At 73.0% G+C, this 25,564-nt stretch carries 24 protein-coding genes; 11 read left to right on the forward strand and 13 right to left on the reverse strand.

Features of this window, described 5'->3' with window-relative positions; all coding sequences use genetic code 11:
• Positions 1–142 precede the first annotated feature (142 nt).
• Positions 143–517, forward strand: coding sequence for a hypothetical protein (locus tag ACIRG9_RS07955; protein ID WP_402851939.1), 375 nt, complete (start codon positions 143–145; stop codon positions 515–517).
• 263 nt (positions 518–780) lie between these two features.
• Here the strand turns inward: ACIRG9_RS07955 and ACIRG9_RS07960 are convergent, their stop codons facing one another.
• Positions 781–987: a DUF397 domain-containing protein gene (locus tag ACIRG9_RS07960; RefSeq protein WP_402851942.1), complete on the reverse strand. Its 207-nt coding sequence runs from the start codon at positions 985–987 to the stop codon at positions 781–783.
• An 18-nt stretch (positions 988–1,005) separates the two neighbouring features.
• Positions 1,006–1,872: a helix-turn-helix domain-containing protein gene (locus tag ACIRG9_RS07965; RefSeq protein ID WP_402851945.1), complete on the reverse strand. Its 867-nt coding sequence runs from the start codon at positions 1,870–1,872 to the stop codon at positions 1,006–1,008.
• Between the two features lie 426 nt (positions 1,873–2,298).
• On the opposite strand from ACIRG9_RS07965, the gene ACIRG9_RS07970 reads away from it, so the two are divergent.
• The 3 genes from ACIRG9_RS07970 (at position 2,299) to ACIRG9_RS07980 (ending at position 3,677) form a co-directional block, all read left to right on the forward strand.
• Positions 2,299–2,952, forward strand: a complete 654-nt coding sequence (locus ACIRG9_RS07970) for a hypothetical protein (protein WP_402851948.1) — start codon at positions 2,299–2,301, stop codon at positions 2,950–2,952.
• A 159-nt stretch (positions 2,953–3,111) separates the two neighbouring features.
• Positions 3,112–3,426 carry a DivIVA domain-containing protein gene (locus ACIRG9_RS07975; RefSeq protein ID WP_402851950.1) on the forward strand — a complete coding sequence of 105 codons (315 nt, stop codon included), beginning with the start codon at positions 3,112–3,114 and terminating at the stop codon, positions 3,424–3,426.
• On the forward strand, positions 3,423–3,677 hold the full coding sequence (locus tag ACIRG9_RS07980) for a hypothetical protein (RefSeq protein WP_402851953.1): 255 nt from the start codon (positions 3,423–3,425) through the stop codon (positions 3,675–3,677). Before ACIRG9_RS07975 ends, ACIRG9_RS07980 begins: the two co-directional genes overlap by 4 nt.
• A gap of 148 nt (positions 3,678–3,825) precedes the next feature.
• Here ACIRG9_RS07980 and ACIRG9_RS07985 read toward each other — a convergent pair whose 3' ends face one another.
• From ACIRG9_RS07985 to ACIRG9_RS07995, 3 genes are all read right to left on the reverse strand, one after another.
• Positions 3,826–4,533 (reverse strand): hypothetical protein, encoded by a 708-nt coding sequence (locus tag ACIRG9_RS07985; RefSeq protein ID WP_402851956.1) that lies wholly within the window; start codon positions 4,531–4,533, stop codon positions 3,826–3,828.
• Between the two features lie 77 nt (positions 4,534–4,610).
• Positions 4,611–5,462 (reverse strand): alpha/beta hydrolase, encoded by an 852-nt coding sequence (locus ACIRG9_RS07990; protein ID WP_402851959.1) that lies wholly within the window; start codon positions 5,460–5,462, stop codon positions 4,611–4,613.
• Positions 5,463–5,503: 41 nt separating this feature from the next.
• Positions 5,504–6,244 (reverse strand): TetR/AcrR family transcriptional regulator C-terminal domain-containing protein, encoded by a 741-nt coding sequence (locus ACIRG9_RS07995; protein WP_402851961.1) that lies wholly within the window; start codon positions 6,242–6,244, stop codon positions 5,504–5,506.
• A gap of 107 nt (positions 6,245–6,351) precedes the next feature.
• On the opposite strand from ACIRG9_RS07995, the gene ACIRG9_RS08000 reads away from it, so the two are divergent.
• The 5 genes from ACIRG9_RS08000 (at position 6,352) to ACIRG9_RS08020 (ending at position 11,656) form a co-directional block, all read left to right on the forward strand.
• A complete protein-coding gene (locus tag ACIRG9_RS08000; RefSeq protein WP_402851964.1) occupies positions 6,352–7,806 on the forward strand; it encodes an MFS transporter in 1,455 nt (484 codons plus the stop codon).
• Between the two features lie 113 nt (positions 7,807–7,919).
• Complete coding sequence (locus ACIRG9_RS08005) at positions 7,920–8,873, forward strand: ABC transporter ATP-binding protein (RefSeq protein ID WP_402851966.1); 954 nt, start codon at positions 7,920–7,922, stop codon at positions 8,871–8,873.
• 1 nt (position 8,874) lies between these two features.
• Positions 8,875–9,681: an ABC transporter permease gene (locus ACIRG9_RS08010; RefSeq protein ID WP_402851969.1), complete on the forward strand. Its 807-nt coding sequence runs from the start codon at positions 8,875–8,877 to the stop codon at positions 9,679–9,681.
• Positions 9,682–9,702: 21 nt separating this feature from the next.
• The gene (locus ACIRG9_RS08015; RefSeq protein ID WP_402851972.1) at positions 9,703–10,839 is read left to right on the forward strand and encodes a sensor histidine kinase; all 1,137 of its coding nucleotides are present in this window, start codon (positions 9,703–9,705) and stop codon (positions 10,837–10,839) included.
• Positions 10,840–11,032: 193 nt separating this feature from the next.
• Entirely contained in the window at positions 11,033–11,656 is a 624-nt protein-coding gene (locus tag ACIRG9_RS08020) for a response regulator (RefSeq protein ID WP_402851974.1), read from the forward strand.
• A gap of 6 nt (positions 11,657–11,662) precedes the next feature.
• Here ACIRG9_RS08020 and ACIRG9_RS08025 read toward each other — a convergent pair whose 3' ends face one another.
• From ACIRG9_RS08025 to ACIRG9_RS08050, 6 genes are all read right to left on the reverse strand, one after another.
• The gene (locus tag ACIRG9_RS08025; protein ID WP_402851977.1) at positions 11,663–12,571 is read right to left on the reverse strand and encodes a L,D-transpeptidase; all 909 of its coding nucleotides are present in this window, start codon (positions 12,569–12,571) and stop codon (positions 11,663–11,665) included.
• Between the two features lie 126 nt (positions 12,572–12,697).
• Positions 12,698–13,984, reverse strand: coding sequence for a serine--tRNA ligase (serS, locus tag ACIRG9_RS08030; protein ID WP_402851979.1), 1,287 nt, complete (start codon positions 13,982–13,984; stop codon positions 12,698–12,700).
• A 115-nt stretch (positions 13,985–14,099) separates the two neighbouring features.
• Positions 14,100–15,179: a MerR family transcriptional regulator gene (locus tag ACIRG9_RS08035; protein WP_402853013.1), complete on the reverse strand. Its 1,080-nt coding sequence runs from the start codon at positions 15,177–15,179 to the stop codon at positions 14,100–14,102.
• A 91-nt stretch (positions 15,180–15,270) separates the two neighbouring features.
• Entirely contained in the window at positions 15,271–16,464 is a 1,194-nt protein-coding gene (locus ACIRG9_RS08040; RefSeq protein WP_402851982.1) for a saccharopine dehydrogenase family protein, read from the reverse strand.
• A gap of 32 nt (positions 16,465–16,496) precedes the next feature.
• On the reverse strand, positions 16,497–17,648 hold the full coding sequence (locus ACIRG9_RS08045; RefSeq protein WP_402851985.1) for a zinc-dependent alcohol dehydrogenase: 1,152 nt from the start codon (positions 17,646–17,648) through the stop codon (positions 16,497–16,499).
• Complete coding sequence (locus tag ACIRG9_RS08050) at positions 17,645–18,046, reverse strand: hypothetical protein (protein ID WP_402853016.1); 402 nt, start codon at positions 18,044–18,046, stop codon at positions 17,645–17,647. Before ACIRG9_RS08050 ends, ACIRG9_RS08045 begins: the two co-directional genes overlap by 4 nt.
• 267 nt (positions 18,047–18,313) lie before the next feature.
• Between ACIRG9_RS08050 and ACIRG9_RS08055 the strand changes: the two genes are divergently transcribed.
• Positions 18,314–21,022: a LuxR C-terminal-related transcriptional regulator gene (locus ACIRG9_RS08055; protein ID WP_402851988.1), complete on the forward strand. Its 2,709-nt coding sequence runs from the start codon at positions 18,314–18,316 to the stop codon at positions 21,020–21,022.
• A 57-nt stretch (positions 21,023–21,079) separates the two neighbouring features.
• Here the strand turns inward: ACIRG9_RS08055 and ACIRG9_RS08060 are convergent, their stop codons facing one another.
• Positions 21,080–21,631: a DsbA family protein gene (locus ACIRG9_RS08060; protein WP_402851991.1), complete on the reverse strand. Its 552-nt coding sequence runs from the start codon at positions 21,629–21,631 to the stop codon at positions 21,080–21,082.
• Positions 21,631–22,308, reverse strand: a complete 678-nt coding sequence (locus ACIRG9_RS08065; RefSeq protein ID WP_402851993.1) for a BON domain-containing protein — start codon at positions 22,306–22,308, stop codon at positions 21,631–21,633. Before ACIRG9_RS08065 ends, ACIRG9_RS08060 begins: the two co-directional genes overlap by 1 nt.
• A gap of 355 nt (positions 22,309–22,663) precedes the next feature.
• Between ACIRG9_RS08065 and ACIRG9_RS08070 the strand changes: the two genes are divergently transcribed.
• On the forward strand, positions 22,664–25,420 hold the full coding sequence (locus ACIRG9_RS08070; protein ID WP_402851996.1) for a cellulose binding domain-containing protein: 2,757 nt from the start codon (positions 22,664–22,666) through the stop codon (positions 25,418–25,420).
• The last annotated feature ends 144 nt before the right edge of the window (positions 25,421–25,564 follow it).

The raw sequence follows: 25,564 nt of genomic DNA on the forward strand, positions 1-25,564 counted from the left end.
TGAAGTTGATCTGTGGAAGGACCACTTCGTATCGAGGTTCTGCGTCTTCTCTTCGTACCGGACCTGATCTGGCGCGTCTCACGCCTTCCCGGCATCCCAGGCGGCTACTGACTGCTACCACCCGCTTGCACGGAATGGCTCAGTGGCCCTGTCGACTCGTGCTGCCGAGGGCCTTGCGGACGCGGGACGTGAGGCGTTCGCGTCGCTGGTGCGTCTCGTTCGTCGCAAGGCGAAGGACCACCGTGGCCTGCAGACCTCGCTCGCCATCGAGCCCACTTCCACGACAGGTGACGACCGGGCCGTCGCGCTCCGACGCGCGCTGGTCGACGCGGTGGCCCGGGACCCGCACTTTGATCAAGAGTTACGCCGGCGCTGGGACATTTACCATCAGGCAACTTTGAGGGCTGACGCGGTGACCAACAAAGTGTCAGGCCGTGTCACCGGACCAGTGGTGCAGGCGCGCGACATCTCCGGCGGAGTGAACCTGGCCCCGCCTCCGCAACGACACCACGAATGATGACTCCGGCAATCCGGTAGTTGTCGTCTGGGCCCGGCTACTCGGGCTTGCCGACGGCTCGTCAGAGCTGCTCCGCTGCGATCGGCCGGCGGCCGTCCGCCCCGTCCTTGAGGAATCGGAACCGCTCTTGGAGGTGGTGGCACAGCTCGATCATGAACCTCAACGGAAAAGGACAGGGGCGCCCGAGCCCACCGGGGTGCCGCCGCGGGTTCAATGCGAAGGGCACCCGTCCGGAGATTGGGTGCCCTTACTCGGCGGGTTGATTAGCCTCGATCGAAGTCTCCATCTTTGGCTCCCTCGATGAAAGCTGCCCATTCCTCGGGCGCGAACATCAACGCTGGCCCCGCGGTGTCCTTGCTGTCACGCAGCGCAACGGCGTGGGTGAGCTGGGCGACTTCCACGCAGTTGCCATTTGCGCCGCTACGGGTGCTCTTGTGCCACGTCGCACCACTCAGGTCTGAAGCGTTCACCTTTCCACCTCCTCACACTCAGTCTATGTCGATCAAGCCAGCGACGAGCTTCCGCGAATCGGCTACATTCAAGGCGGCCGCTCGGAGCTGGTCGAACATCTCGGTGTGCCTCCGGACGTCGGCCTCCTTCTCCAGATACAGCGCGCCAGCCATGTTCTCGATGTAGACGAGCTCTGGGTCGGCAGTGTCGGGGAAGTCCATCACGGCGAACGCGCCGTGCATACCCGGATGTGCGCCGACCTTGTAGGGCAGCACCTGGAACGTGATATGCGGCTGCCGGGCCATGTCCAGCAGGTGCCGTAGCTGCTCCGCCATCACCTCAGCGCCGCCAACTTCACGGTGGAGCACCGCTTCGTCAACGATGGCCCACAGCTTGAGCGGGTCATCCTTGGTGATGGATGCCTGCCTCTGCGCGCGGGTCTCAACGCGCTGTTGGACCTCCTCGTTCCTGGCGTATGGCAGGCTGGCCGTGACTACGGCGCGGGTGTAGCCCTCCGTTTGGAGCAAGCCCGGCACGAACAACGACTCGTAGTTGCGGACGCTTCGCGCCTCGCTCTCGAAACTGATGTATGTCGTGTACTCCTCGGGTAGCTCGGACTCGTACGCCTGCAACCACCCCAGTTGCGTCGCCTGCTTGGACAGTTCGACGAGCGCAGCGCGACGTGCGGGGTCAGTTACGCCATATTTGTCTAGCAATGTCAGGAGAGTGCGCCGCTGCGGCCGAGCCTTGGCCGTCTCGATGCGGTACAGCGTGGCGCTGTTGATGTTCGTCTGCCCAGCCGCATCCTCCCGCGTCAGGCCGGCAGTTTGACGAAGGCTGCGCAGCTCACTGGCCAGTCGGCGAAGCCGAACGGTTGGCGGCTGGCGACGTGTCGACAAGTCCATCCCCCTTGCTCCGCTCCCTCAAAGTTTGCCGGTCTTGCGAACGCACCACCAAGCCGGGGCAGGCGAACTCTACTCAGGCGAACGCAAGTCTTGCGTTCTCAAGGCATGCGAGTGCAGGATAGGCGAGGGCATGGCGCTGTCGGTGACTCCCCGGTAGCACCGGCCACTCGAACCGGGGCTGGTGGCCCGGATTGGCCATGTGCCGCGCGCCGATGAGAAGGGAGAGGCTGTCATGTTCCTCGCCGCAGCAGGGGCCGCGCAGGTCAGAACTTCTTTGCCGTCCGTCCAGCTTCAAGATCAGCTGACGTCGGCCGCGTCGTGCCAAACCGGCCTTCCGTGGAAGGTGGTCACCGGTGTTGATTGGCGCTGTGCTCGCTGAGTTGATGCTGCAACGACCGGCACATATTCCAGGGACGGACATACACAATGGCGTATCAACCGGGTCCGAATGATCTGTTGCGCAACGCCCGACGGTTGCGGCGGTCCCCATCCGGGTCGGGCCGGCCGATGTCGCGGCAAGAGCTGGCCGAGGCAGTTGCCGCCTATCTGTTCGAGCACGTCGGGCGCGTATCCGACATCAATGCGGGCTACATCGGCAAACTCGAACGTGGGGAGCATCGATGGCCCGCAGCGCACACCCGCACCGCGTTCCGTGCGGTGCTCGGGCGGGACACGGATGCCGAACTTGGTTTCTACATCATCCAGGGGCATGCCAGCGACGCGCCGACGGTCGAATCCGGCTCGGCGATGGCGGGCGTGGGCATCGCGCCGCCCGCCGCGCCAACGGCCGAGGCGCTTGCCGGATCTGCCGGGGTGGAAGCCGGCGCCGGATCGGCGGTGCAGGTGAACGTGAACGCGGAGGCGGGAACGGCGGTCACGGTGGTGTGCCAGGACGGCCCGGCGGGCTGGGTGGCGGTGTTGCTGCCCGGCGGGGTGCGGGTACTGGTTGATGCGTCTGCCATCGGCCAGGCGAACCTTGCACCGGGCGTGGTCGACTTCCCGGCGGTGCCGGTCGGCGCGCGGGTGTACTCCCTGTTGAACGGCGGGCGTGATGACGGCGGGCAGGGTGCGAGCGCGTGATCGCTGCGGCCGGGGAAGTGCAGTAGTCGATGAAGGTGTCCTGCTGTCGTACTCCGAGGCTGCGGTGGCAGGTGCCGGGGTGGGTCCGCCGGTGCGCGACGGGCCGACGGGCCCTCCCCATCCACGGTTCGAACTCGACGGTGAGAGGCAGGTCCTGGCATGCACGTCTTCTTTCGGCGTACCCGGCGTCGGCAGCGGTCGGTCCACCCGCCGGCGTACTACCGTTCGGCGACCTACCGCCTGCTCCGGCCGTGGCAGGTGCGCGAGCGGCGGTTCCGGCCGACCCGGCTCGGTCGGCGCGGGCTCGACCCGCAGGAGGTGCGGGAGTTCCTGGACCGGGTCGCCGGTGACCTGGCCGCCGTCTACGACGCGCTCGCGCAGAGCCGCCAGGAGACCGATCGGATCAAGAACGCGCTGCGCCGCTGGCAGTCCGAGCAGACCCATGCCCGCATGGAGCGGGGCGCGGGCCGGTGAGTGAGCGATGGGTGATCCACCTGCCGGTGGTGGTCAGCGACCTGGTCTCCGCGCAGCGGCTCGCCCGGGTGGTGGCGCACTGGACGCACGTCCTGCCGCAGATCGAACCCGGTGGCACCACCGTCTCGCCGGAGAACGAGCAGAACGTACGCCACTGGGCCTTCTGCGATCGGCAACTGCCCGGCGGTCAGCGGTGCCTGCTCCGGCCGGAGCATGACGGCGAGTGCTCCCGGCGGTTTCGGCTGCGGTGAGCAGGTACTCACCCAGCGTTGACGCGCTGCGGGTGGGCTGGGACGGGAGAGTCGCGCAACTTGACCGTGCAGCCGCCGTGCTCGGTGCATCGCCCCGATTCCTGGACGAGCCCTCATGGGCGCCGGGCCGGGCTTGGCACGTTCGCGGCTACGCGCCGGCGACGAGGGCGTACTCGTAGTTGCCGGCACCCACCGAACGGTCGAGGGTCCGGATGATGCGGCCGGCGTTGTCGTGCGGACCCTGGATGAACAGTGGTCGGCCGTCCCGGCCGAACGTGATGCGGCCGGGTGGCTGCCACGTCCCGAGGTGACCGACCGCCGAGTAGTAGTCCTGGTGCGGCTCGAAGCCGAGCCGCCGGGCGAAGTCGACGGCGCCGAAGACGAGGTTCCGGGCCAGGTCGATGGGGGCGCGCATCGGCGGATCGGGGTACGCGCCGAAGAACTCCGCGACGAAGTAGGGCATGTCGTACTGGTCCAGGGTGGTCGGCGGCACCGCGTTCTTCGCCCCGAGGCAGTAGGTGTCGACCAGGAAACCGGCCATGCTGATTCCCCGGGCATCCTGTCGCGCGACCATGACGCCGGTCAGGCCGTCGAAGTCGTTCCGCCGGGCGTCGGTGTCGATCCAGTCGGCGGGCCGGTCCTCGATGATCAGGCCGGTGCTCCACCCGGGATTGACCCAGCAACCGATGAGCGGCAGCTCCCCGAACCCGACGTGGTTCGGCCCGTTGACGGCGACGCCGCGGACCAGCGGACCGACTTCGGCTCGGCTGACGCCCAACTCCCGGGCGATCTGCTCCGAGGTCCGTCCGGCCGCGTGGAGCGCCTGCGCCCGGGACCTCAACTCTTCGGGGAACATCGGCCAATCCTGTTGTCGCGGATGATCGCTGTCAAACACGCTACCCGCGAGTGTTGGACCGGCCGGTCGGGGCGGGGTCAGCGGCGGTTGGGCGCCTGGCTGACCACGGTCGGTGAGAACTCGTTGGCCGCCTCGACCGCCCACTCCAGCGCGAAGTCGGCCTCCTCCTCCCAACCCGGCTCGCCCAGCGCGAAGTGCGACCGGCCGGGGCTGCAGCGGTATCCGGTGATCGCGGTCGAGCTCCGGTAGAGGCTGGTGTTGGCGGAGACCACCGACGGCGGTACGACGTGGTCGGCCCCGCCGGCCGTCAGCAGCAGCGGTGCCCGTTCGTCCCGCTTCTTGTTGATCTCCGCGGCCGATTCCGGGTTCAGGTTCGCGAACGCCATCTCGAACAGGACGCGACCGGCCCCGGGTACGGCGTACCGCTCCCAGGCCGCGTCCGACTCCTGCTGGCTCATCGTGTTGCCGAACGCGTACCGGAAGTCCTCGGCGGTGAACGGCACCGCGCGGTGCCGGTTGGCCGGGCTGTGCAGGATCGAGAACCCGGAGCGCAGGGTGCTCAGCGGCAGCCGCAGCACCCCCCGTACCGGGGCGGTGTGCACGCCGACCCCGGCGGCGCCGAGCTTCCGGTCGATCAGCAGCTGCGTGATCAGGCCGCCGACCGAGTGGCCCATGATGATCGGTGGCCGGGGCAGGCTCCGGATGATCGCCGCGTGGTGGTCGACGATGTCGGCGATCCGTTGTCCGGCGATCGGCGTCGGGTCCGCCCGTAGCTCCTCGACCTCCCGGTCCATCCCGGGCCAGGCCGGGGTGAGCACCCGGAAGCCGCGCGCCGCGTACCGGTCGGCCCATTTCTCCCAGCTGCGCGAGGTCATCCAGAGTCCATGGATCAGCACGATCGTGTCGACCCGTCCCGTCGGTACGCTCATGCCTGACCTCCCCGGTGCCGCGACCTCTGACGCGGCGTTGGTTACCCCGCCGGGTCGGGGTCACTCCCGGCGGGCACGTGTGCGGCGACGCCCTGGATCATCAGGTCGAGCCCGAAGTCGAAGCGGGTGTCGCCGTCGCCGGCCATCAGCTCCTCCAGGTGCTCCCTCAGGTGCGGGTAGCGCTCCGGTGGCAGGCTCCGGTAGTACCCTGCGAGCTGCGTCCGCATCCATGCCCACCAGCTCGCCGGGTCCTGCCCCGAGGCGCGCACCTTCTCCGCGTAGAGGGCGCCCTCGTAGGCGTCCCCGGCGATGTAGAGGAAGAGGCGGTCCAGGAACCAGGCCGCCTGCTGCGGCGGCACGCTGCCGGCGCGGAGGATGGCGAGCAGCCCGTCGGTGACCCGGAGCGCGTTCGGACCGGTGGGGATGGTGGCGAGCGAGGCGAGCGCCAACTCGGTGTGCGTGGCGTAGACCCGGTACGCCTGCCGGGCCACGTCGCGGACCTGTTCGGTCCAGCGTTCCGCGTCGGGCACCGGGACGGTGATCCCCGCGCTGGCCCGGTCCACGAGCAGTTCGAGCAGTTCCTCCCGGCCGGAGACGTGGGCGTAGAGGGAGGCCGGCCCGGTGCCCAGTTCCTGGGCCACCCGTCGCATGCTCAGCCCGCCCAGCCCCTCCCGGCTGATCACGGCGAGGGCGGCGTCGACCACGGCCTGCTGGCTCAGCGCCTGTCGGGGCGTCCGGCTGCGCGGCCGGGTACGCCAGGGCGGGGCGGGCTGTTCGCTCACGGACGACCTCCGGATCCAGGGACTCGAACATCGTACTTGTCGCGAACGCCGTTCGTTGATAGAACGGTGTTCGCCAACGAACAGTGTTCGAAGCCTTGGAGGACGTGATGACGACCGAACTCACCTCGCCGGCCCCGCCGGGCACGGTCGGCGCGGGCGAGCCGGCCACCGGCCACCGCTGGCGCTGGATCGCCCTGGCGGTGATCCTGGCCGCGGAGGTGATGGACCTGCTCGACGTGCTGGTCACCAACCTCGCCGGCCCGGCGATCCGGGCCGACCTCGGCGGCTCGCCCACCGTCATCCAGTGGATCGGCGCCGGCTACACCCTCGCGATGGCCGTCGGCCTGGTCACCGGTGGGCGCCTCGGCGACCTGTACGGACGGCGCCGGATGTTCCTGGTCGGGGTGCTCGGCTTCACCGCCGCCTCCGCCCTCTGCGCGCTCGCCGGCAGCCCGGGCACCCTGATCGCCGCCCGGGTCGCGCAGGGCCTGTTCGGGGCGCTGCTGCTCCCGCAGGGCCTCGGACTGATCAAGGAGATGTTCCCGCCGCAGCAGCTCGCCGCCGCCTTCGGCGCGTTCGGCCCGGTCATGGGGATCTCCGCGGTCGGCGGCCCGATCCTGGCCGGCTGGCTGATCGACGCCGACCTCGCCGGCACCGGCTGGCGGGCCATCTTCCTGATCAACGTCCCCCTCGGACTGCTCGCCGCCCTCGGCGCGGCGCGTTTCCTGCCCGAATCCCGCGCCACCCGCGCCAGCCGCCTCGACCTGCCCGGCGTCGCGCTGGTCTCGTCGGGCGCGGTGCTGCTGGTCTATCCGCTCGTGCAGGGGCGGGAGCACGACTGGCCGTTCTGGGCGTTCGCCATGCTGGCCGCCGCGATCGTGGTCTTCGCGGTCTTCGCCGGGTACGAGGTGCGCCGGCAGCGCTCCGGGCGGGACCCGCTGGTCGTGCCGGCGCTGTTCCGCCGCCGCGCGTTCACCGGCGGGCTCGTCACCGGCCTGGCCTTCTTCACGGCGCTGGCCGGCTTCTCGCTGGTGTTCAGCCTCTACCTCCAGCTCGGCCTGGGCTGGTCGCCACTGCGTACCGGCCTGGCCGGGGTGCCGCAGGCGCTCGGCATGGTGGTCGCCTTCGTGCTCGCCGGGGCGGGCCTGGCCCAGCGCCTCGGCCGGCGGCTCATCCACCTGGGACTCGTGGTGGTGCTCGCCGGGGTCACCGGGATGCTGCTCACCCTCAGCCTGGCCGGCGACCACGTCACCCCGTGGCGGATGGCCCCCGCGCTGCTGGCGGTCGGCTTCGGGATGGGCCTGGTGATGGCGCCGTTCTTCGACATCGTGCTCTCCGGGGTGCAGGACGGGGAGACCGGCTCGGCCTCCGGCACCCTGACCGCCGTCCAGCAACTCGGCGGGGCGCTCGGCGTCGCCCTGCTCGGCACGGTCTTCTTCGACGGGATCGGTCACGGAGTGTCGCACGCGGTGCGGGTCACCCTCGTGGCGGAGCTGGGGCTGCTGCTGGTCACCCTGGTCGGCGCGTTCCTGCTGCCCCGCCGGGCCCGCGACGGGCACTGACCACCCCGCCCGGGCGGCCGGTCGGCCGGCCCGGGCGGGCCTGACAAATGTCATGGTCCGAAGGTGACGCGCGCTCCCGGCAACCGGCCCCCGCGCACCGGAGCATCATTGTCATGACCGACACCGCACCGGCCGTCGAGCTGGCCGGACTCACCAAGACCTTCGGCCCGGTGACCGCCGTCGACGGGCTCAACCTTCGCGTCCAGCCGGGCGAGGTGGTGGCCTTCCTCGGCCCCAACGGCGCCGGCAAGACCACCACCGTGGACATGCTGCTCGGCCTGGCCCGCCCGGACGCCGGCACCGTCCGGCTCTTCGGCGGCACGCCGGCCGACGCCGTCCGGCTCGGCCGGGTCGCCGCCGTGATGCAGACCGGTGGCCTGCTCAAGGACCTCACCGTCGCCGAGACGGCACGGATGACCGCGCACTTCCACGGGCACACCCGGCCGGTGGCCGAGGTGCTGGACCGGGCCGGGATCGCCGACCTCGCCGACCGGCCGGTGGGCAAGTGCTCCGGCGGCCAGCAGCAGCGGCTGCGCTTCGCCCTGGCGCTGCTGCCGGACCCGGACCTGATGGTCCTCGACGAGCCCACCACCGGCATGGACGTCGAGGGGCGGCGGGACTTCTGGCAGGCGATCCGGACCGACGCACGGGCCGGGCGGACCATCATCTTCGCCACCCACTACCTCGACGAGGCCGACGCGTACGCGGACCGGATCGTGCTGGTCCGGCAGGGTCGGATCATCGCCGACGGCACCACCGCAGAGATCAAGAACCTGGCCGCCGGCCGGATCGTCCGGGCCACCCTCCCGGGCGCCGACCAGGCCGTCCTCGCCGCGCTGCCCGGCGTCCAGACGGTCGAGGTACGCGGCGACGCGGTGCTGGTGCGCACCCACGACTCGGACACGGTCGCCCGGCACCTGCTCACCCGCACCGCCGCCCGGGACATCGAGATCACCTCGCGCAACCTCGAGGACGCCTTCCTCGCCCTCACCACCGACACCCTCACCACCGACACCCTCGCCACCGACGCCCTGACCGCCGATTCCGCGCAGCCCATCGGAGCCTGAGATGACCGTCGCCGCCCCGTCCACCACCACCTCGCCGGCCCGGCCCGTCGACCGCCGTCCGCCCGCCCTGGGCGGGTTCTCCACCGCCGTGCTCGCCATCGAGATCCGCCGCGTGCTGCGCAACCGCCGTACGTTGATGTTCACGCTGGTCATGCCGGCGGTCTTCTTCCTGCTGTTCGGGCTGCCCCAGCGCGGCGAGGAACTGCCCAACGGCCGCCCGGTCACCGGCTGGATCATGATCAGCCTTGCTGTGTACGCGGCCATGGTCGCCACCACCAGCGCCGGCGCGGCGGTCGCCACCGAGCGGGCACTGGGCTGGAGCCGGCAGCTCCGGCTCACCCCGCTGCGCCCGGCCGCGTACGTGGCGATCAAGGTGGCCACCGCGATGGTGCTCGGCCTGGCCGGAGTGCTGGTCGAGTTCGCGGTCGGTGCCGCCGCCGGGGTACGCCTGCCGGCCGACGTCTGGTTGATCTCCGGCCTGGCCGCCTGGGCGGGGTCGCTGGTCTTCGCCGCCTTCGGGCTCTTCGTCGGCTACCTCGCCCCGGCCGAGAACGTCATGCAGTTCATGGGCCCGGTCCTGGCCATCCTGGCCATGTTCGGCGGGCTCTTCGTCCCGCTCGAGATGCTGCCGCACGCCTTCCAGGAGATCGCCAAGTTCACCCCGGTGTACGGCGTCGGCCAGCTCGCCCGGGCCCCGCTGACCGGCGACGGCGTGGACTGGGCGGCGGTGGGCAACCTGGTCGCCTGGACGGCGGTGTTCGGCCTCGGCGCGGCCCGGCTGTTCCGCCGCGACACCAGCCGCGTCTGACCCCTCGGGGCGGAGGCTAGCGTGTTCGTCGTGATCCTGCCGTCGGAACGCAGCCAGCCGAGGACCCACTGGCGGGTCACCGGCTGGCTGCTCTCCGCGGTCTGGCTCTTCTTCCTCAACATCCCGCTGCTCACCGCCCTGCACCAGCCCGAGGTGTGGCGACGGGTGGTGGGCGCGTCCACCCTGGTCGCCTTCGGCGTGAGCTACGTCTGCGTCTTCCAGTGGGCGCGGGCCCGCCTCCAGACGCACCGGAGCATCCCGCGAGGCAGATCCTGGGCGGCCCTGGCGCTGCTGCTCCTGCTCGGGCTCGCCGGCATCCCCGGCACCTCCGGAGAGTGGCTCACCACGCTCGTCTTCGTCGGGGCGGCGGCGGTGTTCCTGCTGCCGACCCGCGAGGCGGCGGTGGTGGTCCTCCTCACCGCGCTGACCCCGCCGGTCACCGCGGCCCTGGTGCCGGGCTGGGAGGCGGAGGGCACCGTGGTGTTCGCGGTCCTGCTCGCCTCGTTCGCCATGTTCGGGGTGACCCGGTTGTCCCAGCGCAACGCCGAACTCCAGGCCGCCCAGCAGGAGATCCGCCGGCTCGCGGTGGCCGAGGAACGGGCCCGCACCGCCCGCGATCTGCACGACATCCTCGGCCACTCGCTGACCGTGGTGGCGGTCAAGGCCGAGCTGGCCGGCCGGCTGCTGGAGCTGGACCCGGACCGGGCGGCCACCGAGATCGCCGACGTGGAGCGGCTGGCCCGGCAGGCCCTGGCCGACGTGCGGGGCACCGTCGGCGCGTACCGGGGGGTGAGCCTCGCGGCGGAGCTGGCCGGGGCCCGCTCGGCGCTGGCCGCCGCGGGCATCGCCGCCCAGCTGCCGGAGACGGTGCCGCAGCTCCCGGCCGAGGCGGACGAGCTGTTCGGCTGGACGGTACGCGAGGGGGTGACCAACGTGGTCCGGCACAGTGGTGCGCGGCGGTGCGAGATCCGGGTGGACGGCTCGGCCGTGGAGGTACACGACGACGGCCGGGGGCCGGTCGGGGAGCCCGGCGCGGCCGGGCACGGCCTGGTCGGGCTGCACGAGCGGGCACGGCGGCTGGACGCCACCGTCACCGTCGGCCGTCGCCCCGACGGGCGCGGCTTCCTGCTGCGCGTCGCCCTGCCGGCGGAAGCCTGATGGGCGGCGGAGTTCTGCCGGCCGGCCCGGTTCCGGTGGGCGGCCGGGCTCTGCTGAACGGCCGGGTCGCGGTGGGCGGCCGGGTTGCGGCAGGCGGCCCGGCTCTGTTGGGCGACGGGGCCTCGACGGGCGGCCGGGTCCGGGCGGGTGGCGGGCGGCGGAGCGGCCGGCCCGGAGGGCGGAGGACGCGGGGATGACCGAGCCGATCAGGCTGCTGCTCGCCGACGACCAGGCGCTGGTCCGGGGCGCACTGGCCGCGTTGCTGTCGCTGGAGCCGGACCTGACGGTCGTCGCCGAGGTGGGCCGGGGCGACGAGGTGGTGCCGGAGGCCCGACGCACCCGGCCCGACGTGGCCCTGCTCGACGTGGAGATGCCCGGCCTTGACGGAATCGCGGCGAGCGCCGCGCTGCGGGCGGCGGTGCCCGGCTGCCGGGTGCTGGTGGTGACCACCTTCGGCCGCCCCGGCTACCTGCGCCGGGCGATGGAGGCGGGCGCGAACGGGTTCGTCGTCAAGGACACCCCGGCCCGGCAGCTCGCCGACGCGGTCCGCCGGGTGCACGCCGGGCTGCGAGTGGTCGACCCGACCCTGGCCGCGGAGACCCTGGCCACCGGGGCGAGCCCGCTCACCGAACGGGAGACCGAGGTGCTGCGGACCGCGCGATCCGGCGGCACGGTGGCGGAGCTGGCCGCGATCCTGCACCTCTCCGAGGGGACGGTCCGTAACCACCTGTCCTCGGCGATCGGCAAGACCGGGGCCCGCAACCGGGCCGACGCGGTCCGCGTCGCCGAGGAGAACGGCTGGCTGCTCGGCCAGTGAGCCGGGTCAGGCCGACGCCGACGCCGGTGGGGTGGGGAGCTGGTCGACCACCACCACGCTGGTGCCCGGCGGCACCTCGGCGAGCAACTGGCGCTGGCCGCTGCGGGTCAGCCGGATGCAGCCGTTGGTGACGTTCTTGCCGAGCGGGTCGTCGGTGTACCAGCTGTGCAGTCCGATGTGCGCGCCGCGCAGGCCGGTCGGCACCGCGCCCGGGTCGTCGGGGATCGCGCCCAGGGCGAAGACGTCGACGCCGCCGTAGACCGACTCGGGTGGGGGAGTGCGGCCGAGGATGAAGGTGCGGCCGAGCGGGGTGGACTGGCCGGGCATGCCGAGGCTGACCTTCCAGGACCGTATCGCGCGGCCGTCCCGGTGCCAGGTGAGGCGGTGGGTCCGGCGCTCCACCACGATCTGGTCGGGCAAGGCGACCGTGCTCCAGCCGCCGGGCGGGAGCCAGGCGATCCGGCGGTTCGCCGAGGGCAGCAGCACGGCGGTCCAGCCGACCCGCCGGTCGACGATCGGCATGGTCAACGTGACGCCCCTGATGGTGGGGGCGAGGAAGGCCAGCGGCCGCCCGCCCGGCGCGTCGTACGCCGCGACTTTGCGGGTCGGCCTGAGGCCCGTGGTGAGCGGACGGGTGTCGCCCACGCCCGGGTCGGCGGGGAAGCCGCGCGGCGCCGGTTCGTACCTGACCACCGGCAGGTCGTCCGGGGCGGGCGCCGCGGTCGGCACGGACTCCTCCGGAGTCGGGCTCGCCGTCGGCGAGGCCGTGGCGGTGACGACGGGCGCGGCAGCCGGTGCCGGGGTGCCGGTCAGCGCCCGCCCGACCAGCAGCGCGGCCACCAGCAGCAGCGGTACGCCGAGCGCGGCGCCCAGCCGGCCGAGGGGCCACCGCGAGGGCGATCGGTCGAACAGCACAAAGCACTTTAACCGCTGGGGATCCCCGGATCGGTCGAGGTAGTTGATCAACTCCAGATGAGGCAAATGGGGGTCACAACGCCTACGGACACCACCACATGCCGCACCTGGAGCTGATCAAGTCGGTCAGCGGACCGGGGTGAGCCGGTCGGTGCCGAGCTTGTCGCGGAGCACCTCCGGCACCAGCACCGACCCGTCGGCCTGCTGGAACTGCTCCAGGATGGCCGGGAAGAGCCGGCTGGTCGCCAGCGCCGAACCGTTGAGCGTGTGTACGAAGCGGGTCTGCTTGCCGCCCGGCTCCCGGTAGCGGATGGCCGCCCGGCGGGCCTGGTAGTCGCCGGCCCAGGAGACCGACGAGACCTCCTTGTACTTGCCGGTGCTCGGCATCCAGACCTCGATGTCGAGGGTCTTCTTCATCGAGGCGCTGGAGTCGCCGGCCGCGAGCAGGCTGGTCTGGTAGTGCAGGCCCAGCCCCTCGACCAGGCGCTCCACGTGGGCGACCATCTCCGTCAGCGCGGTGTCCGCCTGCTCGGGCAGGGTGAACTGGAAGATCTCCACCTTGTTGAACTGGTGGCCCCGGACCGTGCCGCGCTCGTCGGAGTGCGAGCCGGCGGCCTCCCGCCGGTAGCACGGCGTGTAGGCGAACGCCTTCAGCGGCAGCTTCGCGGTCTCCAGGATCTCGTCCTGGAACGCCCCGAGGATCGCCGTCTCCGCGGTGGGCAGCAGGAACTGGCCGCGTGGGGCGGACTGCCGGTCCAGGTGGTAGACGTCGTCGTAGAACTTGGGGAACTGGCCGGCGGCGAAGCCGGCGCTGTCCAGCAGCAGGTGCGGCGGGAGGAGGAATTCGTACCCGGCCTGGATGTCCTGCTCGATCAGCCAGTTGAGCAGCGCCCACTCCAGCCGGGCGCCCATGCCGGTGTACATCCAGAAGCCGGAGCCGCCCAGCTTCACGCCGCGCTCGTGGTCGACCAGGCCGAGCGCGCGGCTCAGCTCCACGTGGTCCCGGACCTTCTCGATGGCCGGCGGCTCGCCGAAGGTCTTGACGACCCGGTTCGCCTCCTTGCCACCGGCGACGATGTCGTCGGCGGGCAGGTTCGGCAGCTCGCTCATCGTGGTGCGCAGGCGGGACTGCACCTCGTCCAGCTGGGACTCCAGCTCGGCGAGCTGCTTGCGCTCGGCCTCCGGCGCGGCCGGCTCCGGCGCGGTGCCGGATCGCTTGGCCTGCGCGTACGCGCGCGCCTCGGCCTTGCGGCGCTGCCGCTCGGCGTCGATCTCCATGATCAGGGCGCGACGTTCCTGGTCGAGCCGCTGGATCTCGTCCAGCGCCCGGTTGACCTCGGCGGGATCCAGACGCTTCGCCAGCGCGGTCGCCACCGCCTCGCGATCCTTCCGGATCAACTCCATGTCGAGCATGCTGCTCCGTACGCTCCGTCCAGGCAGTCAGGTGGGACCCCCAGATGTTACCGTCGCGGCCCGATCGGCCCGGCCCGGCCTGATGGACGCCCGAGCGCGCCGCGGTGACCGCGGGTCAGAGCCGGATCGGCATGAGGATGGAGAACGCGTCCGCGTCGTCGGGGCGGCGCACGGCCAGCGGGGTGATCGGGCCGTCCAGCTCCAGCACGAGCTGGCCACGGTCCCCGGCGTCCAGGGCCTCGAGCAGGTACTCCCGGTTCACCCCGACCCGCACCCCGTCCGGGTCGGCCGCCTCCTCCGGCTCGACGACGCGCAGCCCGCCCCGGTCGTCGAGGCCGAGCACGGTCACCTCGACGGGTGCCCCGGCGTATTCGCGGAGCAGCACCGGGACGTCATCGGCGGTGAGCGCGCCGCGCAGCGCCGCCACGTCGACCTGGATCCGGTACGCGGGCGCGCCCTCGACGTGGACGTGCAGCAGCCGGCGGTAGTCCGGGAAGTCGTACGGCAGCGTCGCGGCGGCCACCGCGTGGCCGGCGACCGAGACCTCCACCCGGTCCGGCGCGACGGTCAGGTGCGCCTCCGGGCTGATCCCCTCGCCGGGCTCCAGCAGGGCGCGAAACTCGTCCACCGCGCCCGCCGGCAGCAGCGCGCGGACCTCCGGGCCGTCGGCCTTCCCGACCGCCCGGGCCACGGCCAGCCGGTGCCGGTCGGTGGCGACCAGCCGTACGCCCTCCGAACCCGCCTCCAGCAGCACGGCGGAGAGCGCCGGCAGTTCCGGGTCGGCGCCGACCGCGAAGCGGACGGCGTCCACGGCGGCGGCCAGGTCGGCGCGGTCCAGCACCAGACGGGTGGTCATGGGGATCTCCTCGGGATCGATCAGGGCACGGATCCGGGAGAGTTCACGGCGGGCGTCGGCGAGGCCGTCCTCCAGCCGGCGCAGGTGTGCGTCCAGCAGCCGGTGGACCACCGCCGGCTCGTGCCGGTGCGCCAGTGCCTCGGCGATCCCGGCCAGCGGCATCCCGACCCGGCGCAGCCCGGCCACCAGCCGGGCCGGGGCGACCTGGTCGTCGGTGTACCAGCGGTAACCCGTGCCGGGGTCGACCCGCGCCGGCGCCAGCACGCCGGAGCGGTCGTAGAACCGCAGTGCGCTCACGGTCAGCCCGCTGGCCCGGGCCAGCTCGCCAATGCTGCGCAGTTCGCTCTCCACGACGCCGAATCCTCTGCCCTCAACCCGCTCAAGGGTCAACTCTGGCGGTTAACCGGGGACCTGGGCACTACCGGAGGCGTTAACAAGGGGCCCTTCCTTCACGCTCCAGCAGGCGGAAGGTGATACCGGCGCGGGTGAGGCGGTTCAGCAGGGCGTCGGCCATGGCGGTCACCGTGGTCACCTGACCGGCGCTGGGCGGCAGGTCGTCGAGGGCCAGGCAGAGGGCGGCCTCGGCGAGCATCTTGGCGGTCTCGTCGTATCCGGGGTCACCGCCGGCCACCTCGGTGACCACGATCCGGCCGCCGCCGGTGCCGACGAACCGGACCCGGAACCAGGACCTGGCCCGCCGCTCGGCGCTCGGCCCCTGCCCGGAGGCGAGCCGGCCGAGCAGCCAACGCCGGGTCGGCGGCAGCTTCACCAGCCCGAGCAGGCCGGCGAGCCCCACCCCGGCGGCCAGCACGGTCGGCAGCCGCTTCACCGCGGCGAAGTGCCGGTAGCGGAAGTCCGGGCCGTACTCGGGGCGGGCCGCCGCCGAACGGCGGACGATCTGCGGGTCGATGGTGGGCAGCGGCACCGCCCACCCGCCGGCCGCCCGCGTCCGGCCCACGTGTCCGGGCACCGCGCGGGCCCGGCGGCCCTCCGGCCGCGGCTCGACGGCCCGGCGCGCCTGCGCCGCCCGCCTCGTCCGGCCGCTCCGGGAGAACGCGAGGAGCGCCGAGTGGTACGTGCCGGCGGAGATACGACCGCCGGCCCGGACGTAGCCGTCCACGGTGACCGGACCGTCGGCGGGCAGCTCCTTGACGGTGAACCAGACGCCCAGGTCGTGCGGGACCGAGTCGAAGCCGCAGGCGTGCACCAGCCGCGCGCCGGTACGCACCGCCTCGGCGTGGTGCCGCACGTACATCAGGTCGACGAACTCCGGTTCGCCGCTGATGTCGACATAGTCGGTGCCGGCGGCGGCGCACGCCGCGACCACCGGCTCCCCGTGCTGGATGTACGGCCCGACGGTGGTGGCGACCACCCGGGCGCGTTCCGCGACGGCCCGTAGCGATGCCGGGTCGGTGACGTCGGCGGTCAACAGCGGCAGCTCGGCCAGCGTCGGGTCGATCCGGGTGAGTTCGTCCCGTACCCCGGCCAGCTTGCCCGGGTTCCGCCCGGCCAGCGCCCAGCGCAGCCCGTCCGGGGCGTGCCGGGCCAGGTACTCGGCGGTGAGGCCGCCGGTGAACCCGGTGGCGCCGAGCAGGACGAGGTCGTACGGGCGGTCGTCGCGCACCAGCCGAGTGTGCCACCCGACGGCGGCCGGATTCACGGGGAGAAGACCGCCCGTACGCAACCGTCGGCCCGGTCGCGGAACAGCGCGTAACCCTCCGGGCCCCGCTCCAACGGCAGGTGGTGGGTGGCCAGGTGCTCGGTACGCAGCTCGTCGCGGGCCATCCGCTCCAGCAGCATCGGGATCCAGCGCTGCCCGTGCTGTCGGGCGCTGCGCACGGTCAGCCCCTTGTTCATCACCGCGCCCAGCGGGAAGGTGTCGACGAAACCGGTCCACGTGCCGAGCACCACCACCGTGCCGCCCTTGCGGCAGGCATGCACCGCCTCGCGCACCGCCAGCGGCCGGTCCGCGCCGCCGCCGAACCGGCCGGCCAGCAGTCCCGGCGGCTCGGCCGCCATGCCGACCGCCTCCACGCACACGTCCGGGCCCCGGCCGCCGCTGCGTTCCCGCAGTTCGGCGGGGACGTCCACGGACCGGTAGTCGAGCGGCTCCGCGCCGACGTGCTGCTCGACCATCCGCAGCCGGTCGTCGTGGCCGTCGACGACGATCACCCGGTCGGCCCCGCGCAGCAGGGCGGCCCCGGCGGTGAGCTGGCCGACCGCGCCCGCCCCCCAGACCGCCACCACGTCACCCGGCGTCACCTCGCCCAGCTCGGTGCCCAGCCAGCCGGTCGGCGCGGCGTCCGAGGCGAACACCGCCCGGTCGTCGCTGACCTCGTCCGGCACGGTGAACGCGCCGACATCGGCGTACGGTACCCGCACGTACTCGGCGTGGCTGCCGGCGAAGCCGCCCAGCGGACCGGGGTGGCCGTAGCAGCCGGCGGTGGGTTGGCCCCACGCCGATTCGGCCGCCGCCGCTGCGGGGGTGCCGTTGTCGCAGCAGGCGAAGAGGCCCTGCCGGCAGAACCAGCAGGCCCCGCAGGCGATCCCCGCGCAGACCACCACCCGGTCGGCGACGCGGTGCCGCCGTACCTCGGGCCCGAGCTCGACCACCTCGCCGACGAACTCGTGTCCGAGCACGTCTCCGGCGGCCAGGTACGGGATCCGCCCGGCCAGCAGTGGCAGGTCCGCCCCGCAGGTGGCGCTCCGCCGGACCCGGACGATCATGTCCTGGGCGTTACGCAGCTCCGGGTCGGGGACCTGGCGTACCGCCAGCGCGTCGGTGCCCTCCCAGCACAGCGCCCTCACCCGGCCACCCCCGGTCGGTCCAGCCGGGAGCGGTCCGCACGCAGCACCTCCCCGGTCTCCGCGAGCTGCTGGGCTGCCCGTAACGCCTGCCGGATGAACCGGCCGGGATCGTCCCCGACCAGGTGGGCGGCGAGGCCGGGCAGCCGCAGCTCGCCGCCGAGCGGTCGGGCGGCCAGCTCGGTGCCGCGCCCGCCGGGTGCCGGGCGGGCGTACACCTCGATCGCACCGTCGAGCAGGCGCAGCGGCTCGGGCCACCGCCCATGCGGCAGCACCTCCGCGGGCCGGCCCGACACGGTCACCACCTGCCAGCGTCCGGGCCGCGGATCGGCACCGTCCGCGTGCGGCCAGCGCTCCCGCCGGCGTACGAGGGCGCGTGCCGCGCCGGCCACCCGTGCCATCCCTGCCACCGGCCCCTCCCGTCGTCCCGCCCCTGCGTCCCCTCCCTCACCGCACCCACCCTCCCCCCACCCCGGGTGACCACAGTTCCCCCGCAAGGGGTGAACCCCGCCCTGCCGGGTACCCCCCATCCCCCGCGAGGCCCGCCCGCCGATCCGGTTGATCAAGGAGTTTGCGTCTGAGTCGATCTCCGTTCAGACGCAAACTCCTTGATCAACGCCAGTAAGGGGGGCGGGGTGGGAGGGACGGGAGGGGGAGGGGGAGGGTGGATGGCGCGGGAGGGTGAGTGGGGGCGGGGTGGGGTGGTGCCGTTGTTGGGGTCGCGGTTGGCGCCGGCCGCCCTGCCCGAGCCGCTGCTGGTCCGGCCGCGACTGCTGGACCGGCTGGAGCAGGGCGTGGTCGGGCCGATCACCCTGGTCTGCGCACCGGCCGGCTGGGGCAAGACCACCCTGCTCGCCTCGTGGGTGGGGGCCGGCCGGGCCGAGCCGCCGCCCGCCTGGGTGGGAGTGGAGGAGGGCGACACCGGGGAGCGGCTCTGGTCGTACCTGGCGGCGGCGTTGCGGGCCGCCGCGCAGGGCGTACCGGGCGAGGGGCCCGAGCCGCCGGTGCCGGACAGCCCGCCCCGGCCCGACCAGCTCGAACTGCTCGCTGCGGCGCTGGCCACCCGGGAACGACCGGTCCGGCTGGTCCTGGACGACCTGCACCGGATCACCGATCCGGGCGCGCTGGCCGGGCTGGAGTTCCTGCTCCGCCACACCGACGGGCGGCTGCGGCTGGTGGCCGGCGTCCGGACCGATCCGCCGCTGTCCCTGCACCGGTGGCGGCTGGCCGGGGAGCTGACCGAGGTCGGCCCGGACGACCTGGCGTTCACCGACGACGAGGTGGCGGACCTGCTGGTCGCGCACGGGGTGCCGTTGCCCGCCACGGCGGTTCCCCGGCTGCGGGAGCGGACCGGTGGCTGGCCGGCCGGGCTGCGCTTCGCCGCGCTGGCGCTGCGCGCCCAGGCCGATCCGGCCCGTGCCGTCGACCGGTTCGGCGGCGACCAGCCGGACGTCGCCGCGTACCTGCGGGACGAGGTGCTCGGCCCGCTGGACCCGGCCGCCCGGGACGTGCTGCGGCGCAGCGCGGTCGCCGCCGCCGTCTGCGCCGACCTCGCCGACGCGGTGGCCGGACGGGCCGACGCCGGGCAGGTGCTGGCCGAACTGGCCCGCGCCGGTGGCTTCGTCCAGCACGACGGCGGTACCCCACCGTGGTACCGCTGCCACCCGCTGCTGGCCGACCTGCTCCACGACGAGCTGGACCGGCTCGCCCCCGATGAGCTGCGCGACCTGCACCTGCGGGCCGCCGGCTGGTACGCGGGCAACGACCGGCCGGCCGAGGCGCTGCGGCACGCGCTGGCCGGGGGCGAGTGGAACCGGGCCACCGAACTGCTGATCGCCCGGTGGCCGGAGCTGGCCCCGTACGAGCGGGAGGCGCCGGCCGGTCCACCGCCGCCCGAGCCGCCCGCCGCCGCCGTCCGGCGGGACCCCGAGCTGGCGTTGGCCTGTGCCGCTGAACGGGCGTACGGCGGGGACGTGGCGGGGGCCGAGCACCACCTGCGGCGTGCCGTCGAGCAGGGCCGCGACCTGCCCGCCCCGCGGCGGGACCGGTTCCGCCGGCTGGCCACCGCGCTGGAGCTGACCCTGGCCCGGCTCACCGGGGACCGTGCCGAGGTACGCCGTGCCGCCGCCCGGCTGGTCGCCACCCGTACCGTCGCCGGGCTGGGGGACGACCCGCGGACCGGGGCGGGGGAGGACGCCGACATCCGGGCGGTCGCCGGCACCGCGCTCGGCCTGGTGGCGCTCGCTGAGGGCGAACTGCCCGCCGCCGGGGAGCGGTTCGCCCAGGCGCGTGCCGCGGCCCGGGCGGCGGGGCGGCCGCGTACGGAACTGGTCGGCGCGAGCCGGTCGGCGCTGCTGGAGGCGGCCCGGGGCCGGTTGCGGGCGGCCGAAGGCACCGCGCGGGAGGCGCTGGCCACGCCGACCTGCCAGGGCTGGTCCTCCCGGCTGGACTGCGGTCACGCGTACCTGGCGCTGGCCCTGGTGGCGTGGCACCGGGACGATTCGGCGGAGGCGGTGGCGCACCTGGCCCTCGCCGGCCCCGCCACCGCGGAGCCGGCCGCGGCGGCGTTGGCCGCGCTCTGCCGGGCCGATCTGCTGGCCGAGGAGGGCGGGTCGGCCGCCGCCCTGCGGGCCCTCGCCGAGGCCCGGGAGCGGGCGCCGGGCCGGGAACTGGCCGCCTGGTTGACCGCCGCCGAGGCGCGGCTACGGGCGGGTGTCGGTGACGTCGACACCGCCCGCACGCTGCTCACCGACGCGCTGCCCGGGTTCGACACCGGGGGCGCGGAGGCGGCGGCGTTGGGGGTGGCGCTGGCCCGGGTGGAGCTACGCGCCGGAAATCCGCGGGCCGCCGGGCCGGCGCTGCCCGACTGGGCCACGCCCGGTGCGGAGTCCTGGCCGCTTCCGGTCCGGCTCGCCGCCGGCCTGCTCGACGCGGTCCTGGCCGCCGGCGGCGGCGATGAGCGGCGGGCCGGACGGGTCCTGGAGCAGGTGCTCGACCTGGCCGAGCCGGACGGCTACCGGCGCGTCTTCACCCACGCCGAGCCGGGGGTACGGGACCTGCTCGCCGCGCACCTGGACTCCGGCACGGCGCACTGGGCGACGGTGAGCGACCTGCTACGCGGGGCGGACGAGCGGCGGTCCGACGAGCCGGCCTACCGGCCGGGCCGGCCGGAGCGGACGCTGGACGAGCCGCTCACCGAACGGGAGCTGACGATCCTGCGCTACCTCCAGAGCATCCTGTCCAACGTGGAGATCGCCGGCGAACTGTCGCTGTCGGTCAACACGGTGAAGACCCACGTGCGCAACATCTACCGCAAGCTCGACGCGACCCGCCGGCGCGAGGCCGTCCAGCGCGCCCGCGAACTCCGCCTGATCTGAGGCAAGGAAGGGCCCCTGGTTGACGCCTGGCGTTGTACCGGGGGCCCTTCTAACCGGTCAGGCGTTCGCGGCGGCGTCGACGGCGGCCAGCAGGTCCGCCAGGTCGTAGCCGGCGTCGTGGCGGACGTCGTTGACGAACAGGGTCGGGGTGCCGGCCACCCCGCTGCGGATGCCGCCGACGAAGTCTCGCCGGATCCGGTCGGCGTTCGCCATCCCCGCCACCTCCGCGTTGACCTCGTCGGCGGGCAGCCCGAGCTGCTCGATGCCGAGCGACAGGTGCACCGGGTCCAGTTGGTCCTGGTGGTCGTAGAGCCAGTCGTGCATCTCCCAGAACCGGCCCCGCCGGCCGGCTGCCTCGGCCGCCTCCGCCGCGCTCTCCGCGTACGGGTGCACGTTGGCGATGGGGAAGTGCCGGTAGACCAGCCGTACGGTGTCGGCCCGCTGACGCAGCACCTCGGCCAGGTTCAGGTGGGCGGCTCCGCAGAAGTGGCACTGGAAGTCGGCGTACTCGACGATGGTGACCGGCGCGTCGACGGGGCCGCGGGCGTGGTCGAGGTCGGTCACCGGTACGCCCAGCCGCGCGGTGGTGACCTGCAACGGGGTCGACATCAAGCCCCCACGGTGACGTGGTTGTGCACCTCGCGGATGCCGGGGGCGGACCACACCACCCGCTCGATCTCCTCGCGTTCCGGTACGGAGTGGACCAGCCCCGCCAGCACCACCGTGTCGCCGTGCACCCGGACGCTGATGGCCTCCGCCTCGGTGGCGCCGTTGCGGGCGAGCGCGTCCACGATCCGCTCGGCCAGCTGGTGCCCGTCGGTGCGGGTGCCCGGTCGGACGGTGATCCCGTTGCTCACGCCGCGTACGCCGGTGAGCCGGCCGACGGCCCGCTCGGCGGCCCGGCGCTGGTACTCCCACTCGACCTCGCCGTGCAGGGTGACCCAGCCGTCGGAGACGGTCACGTCCAGCGTCTCGATCGGCACGAAGGCGTCCCATTCCAGGGCGCGGCTGGCCGCGGTGGCGATCTCCGGGTCGCTCTTCTCGGCGGAGGTGGCGATCCGGACGGCGAGGTCGTTGGCGACCGCCCGGACCCGGGACACCCGGTGCGCCGCCCGCTCGGCGGCCCACTTCTTGGCGTAGCTGTCCACCCAGCCGGTCAACGTCACCACGCCCTCGGAGACGGTGACCCCGATCTCGTTGGGGCGTACCCGGGGTTCCCAGGTCAGCTCGTCGAGGACGTCGGTCTGGATGTCCTGGTCGGTACGCGTGATCGTCGCGGTGGCCATCAGTGGCCTCCCTCCCGGGTCGGTTCGGGGCGTGGGCGCTCCGCCACCGGCACGGGCGCCGCCATCGGTCATCCTGTCCCGACCCCGGGTGACCTGCCCTCATCCGATCGGGGTGACTCGAATTAGTTGGGAGCGCTTCCTAATTCGCCGATCCAACGGTTAAGGTGAATGTCCCTCGGCTGCGGGAGCCCACACGCCGACGGGGAGCCAAGGGCAGCTCCCCGGTTCCACCTCCCTCGACGTCGCCAGCACGGTCGTCCCGACCGGCGCGCGTCGCTCCGGCAGCTCCAGGTCGTGGCGTGTCCGCGCCTCGACCTGGAGCCGCCGCCCCACGGGTAACCGAGAGGAACCGCCCATGCGCAGAAGTATCGCCGGCGCGATCGCGGCGGCCCTGGCCGCCACCGCGGCAGCCGTCGTCGTGCAGTTCGCCGCCACCCCCGCCACCCCGGCCGCCGCCGCGGCGGCCGATCCGTACAGCTGGAAGAACGTCCGGGTCGACGGTGGCGGCTTCGTCCCGGGCATCGTCTTCAACCCGACCGAGAAGAACCTGATCTACGCGCGCACCGACATCGGCGGGGCGTACCGCTGGGAGCAGCCGACCCAGTCGTGGACGCCGCTGCTGGACTGGGTCGGCGCCGACAAGTGGGGCTGGAACGGCGTGGTCAGCCTCGCCACCGACCCGGTGCAGACCAACCGGGTGTACGCCGCTGTCGGCATGTACACCAACAGTTGGGATCCGAACAACGGCGCGATCCTGCGCTCGACCGACAAGGGCGCCACCTGGCAGGCCACCGCGCTGCCGTTCAAGAACGGTGGCAACATGCCCGGCCGGGGCATGGGGGAGCGGCTCGCCGTCGACCCGAACAAGAACAGCGTCGTCTACTACGGCGCCGAGGGCGGCAACGGCCTGTGGCGCAGCACCGACTACGGGGTGACCTGGGCGAAGGTCGCCAACTTCCCGAACGTCGGCAACTACCGGGCCGACCCCAACGACAGCAGCGGCTACAACTCGCAGAACCAGGGCCTGACCTGGGTCAGCTTCGACAAGAGCACCGGTACGGCCGGCAACGCCACCCAGACCATCTACGTCGGCGTGGCGGACAAGCAGAACCCGGTCTACCGCACCACCAACGGCGGCACCACCTGGGAGCGGATCGCCGGCCAGCCCACCGGCTACCTCGCCCACAAGGGCGTGGTCGACCCGGTCGGCGGCTACCTCTACATCGCCACCAGCGACACCGGCGGCCCGTACGACGGCGGCAAGGGTGACGTGTGGAAGTTCAACCGGGCCACCGGCGCCTGGACGCAGATCAGCCCGATCCCGTCGTCCAGCAGCGACGACTACTTCGGCTACTCCGGCCTGACCATCGACCGGCAGAAGCCGAACACCCTCATGGTGGCCACCCAGGTCTCCTGGTGGCCGGACGCGATCTTCTGGCGCAGCACCGACGGCGGCGCGACCTGGTCGCGGATCTGGGACTGGGCCGGCTACCCGAGCCGTACCAAGAAGTACTCGATGGACATCAGCTCGGTGCCGTGGCTGAACTTCGGAGCCAACCCGCAACCGCCGGAGGAGACCCCGAAGCTGGGCTGGATGAACGAGTCGCTGGAGATCGACCCGTTCGACAGCAACCGGATGATGTACGGCACCGGGGCGACCATCTACGGCAGCACCGACCTGACCAAGTGGGACAGCGGTGGGCAGCTCACCATCAAGCCGATGGTCAAGGGCCTGGAGGAGACCGCCGTACTCGACCTGATCAGCCCGCCCTCCGGCGCCCCACTGATCAGCGGGCTGGGCGACATCGGCGGCTTCCGGCACACCGACCTGAACGCGGTGCCGGCCTCGATGTTCACCCAGCCGGTCTTCACCAGCACCACCAGCCTGGACTACGCCGAGACCAAGCCGGCGGTGATGGTCCGGGCGGGCAACTTCACCGCCTCGGACCGGCCCAACGACCGGCACGTCGCGTTCTCCACCGACGGCGGCGCGAACTGGTTCCAGGGCAGCGAGCCGGGCGGGATCAACAACGGCGGCACGGTGGCCGCCTCCGCCGACGGCAGCCAGTTCGTCTGGGCGCCGGGTGACTCCGGCCAGCAGGTGGTCCGCTCGGTCGGTTTCGGCAACTCGTGGACCGCGGCGACCGGCATCCCGGCCAACGCCACCGTCGAGTCCGACCGGGTCAACCCGAACAAGTTCTACGGAGTCAGCAACGGGAAGTTCTACGTCAGCACCAACGGCGGGGCCGGCTTCACCGCCAGCGCCGCCACCGGTCTGCCGACCACCGGCGTCAAGTTCAAGGCGCTGACCGGCACGGAGGGCGACATCTGGCTGGCCGGCGAGGGTGGGCTCTGGCACTCCACCAACTCGGGGACCAGCTTCACCAAGGTCACCGGCGTGAGCACCTCGATAAACGTCGGCTTCGGCAAGGCGGCACCCGGCCAGACGTACCCGGCGCTCTTCGTCATCGGCACTGTCGACGGCCAGCACGGCGTCTACCGCTCCGACAACTCCGGCGGAAGCTGGGTGCGGATCAACGACGACCAGCACCAGTACGGCAACGCCGGCGAGGCGCTGACCGGGGACCCACGCGTCTACGGCCGGGTCTACCTCGGCACCAACGGCCGGGGCATCCTGGTGGCGGACCGGCTCGGCGGCACCCCGCCGCCGACCACCGCTCCGCCGACGACCGCGCCGCCGACGACCGCGCCCCCGACCACCGCGCCTCCGACGACCGCGCCGCCGACCACCCGTCCGCCGACGAGCGCGCCGCCGAGCACCCCGCCACCGAGCACGCCGAATCCGGCCGGCGGCTGCGGAGCGACCTACCAGGTGACCAATTCGTGGGAGGGCGGCTTCCAGGCCGAGGTGACGGTCCGTAACAACATGGGCTCGGCGATCAACGGCTGGTCGGTGAGCTGGAACTTCGCCAACGGGCAGCAGCTCAGCCAGCTCTGGAGCGGCACGTACACCCAGAACGGCAGCCTCGTGGTGGTCCGGGACGCGGGCTACAACGGCCCGCTCGGCGTCGGCGGCACCACCACCTTCGGCTTCCTCGCCAGTTGGAGCGGGACGAACTCGGTGCCCGCGCTCACCTGCACCACCCGCTGACCTGTCCACGCGGTGGCCGTCCCGTCCTGGCGGGGCGGCCAGCCGCCGCGTTCAAGCCGGAAGCCGGGGCGCCGGGCGGTGGCATACCGGTGAGCAGCGTGGTCCTGCTGCTCACCGCCGGCAGCGGTGGTCCGGCTCTCCGGG

The organism is Micromonospora sp. NPDC093277, assembly GCF_044765245.1.
GTDB lineage: Bacteria > Actinomycetota > Actinomycetes > Mycobacteriales > Micromonosporaceae > Micromonospora.

Bases quoted from the DNA above. Each gene is read 5' to 3' on its own strand.
- ACIRG9_RS07965 (WP_402851945.1), bottom strand. From the start codon at position 1,872: ATGGACTTGTCGACACGTCGCCAGCCGCCAACCGTTCGGCTTCGCCGA.
- ACIRG9_RS07970 (WP_402851948.1), top strand. From the start codon at position 2,299: ATGGCGTATCAACCGGGTCCGAATGATCTGTTGCGCAACGCCCGACGG.
- ACIRG9_RS07975 (WP_402851950.1), top strand. From the start codon at position 3,112: ATGCACGTCTTCTTTCGGCGTACCCGGCGTCGGCAGCGGTCGGTCCAC.
- ACIRG9_RS07985 (WP_402851956.1), bottom strand. From the start codon at position 4,533: ATGTTCCCCGAAGAGTTGAGGTCCCGGGCGCAGGCGCTCCACGCGGCC.
- ACIRG9_RS07990 (WP_402851959.1), bottom strand. From the start codon at position 5,462: ATGAGCGTACCGACGGGACGGGTCGACACGATCGTGCTGATCCATGGA.
- ACIRG9_RS08000 (WP_402851964.1), top strand. From the start codon at position 6,352: ATGACGACCGAACTCACCTCGCCGGCCCCGCCGGGCACGGTCGGCGCG.
- ACIRG9_RS08005 (WP_402851966.1), top strand. From the start codon at position 7,920: ATGACCGACACCGCACCGGCCGTCGAGCTGGCCGGACTCACCAAGACC.
- ACIRG9_RS08010 (WP_402851969.1), top strand. From the start codon at position 8,875: ATGACCGTCGCCGCCCCGTCCACCACCACCTCGCCGGCCCGGCCCGTC.
- ACIRG9_RS08020 (WP_402851974.1), top strand. From the start codon at position 11,033: ATGACCGAGCCGATCAGGCTGCTGCTCGCCGACGACCAGGCGCTGGTC.
- serS (WP_402851979.1), bottom strand. From the start codon at position 13,984: ATGCTCGACATGGAGTTGATCCGGAAGGATCGCGAGGCGGTGGCGACC.
- ACIRG9_RS08050 (WP_402853016.1), bottom strand. From the start codon at position 18,046: ATGGCACGGGTGGCCGGCGCGGCACGCGCCCTCGTACGCCGGCGGGAG.
- ACIRG9_RS08055 (WP_402851988.1), top strand. From the start codon at position 18,314: ATGGCGCGGGAGGGTGAGTGGGGGCGGGGTGGGGTGGTGCCGTTGTTG.
- ACIRG9_RS08060 (WP_402851991.1), bottom strand. From the start codon at position 21,631: ATGTCGACCCCGTTGCAGGTCACCACCGCGCGGCTGGGCGTACCGGTG.
- ACIRG9_RS08065 (WP_402851993.1), bottom strand. From the start codon at position 22,308: ATGGCCACCGCGACGATCACGCGTACCGACCAGGACATCCAGACCGAC.
- ACIRG9_RS08070 (WP_402851996.1), top strand. From the start codon at position 22,664: ATGCGCAGAAGTATCGCCGGCGCGATCGCGGCGGCCCTGGCCGCCACC.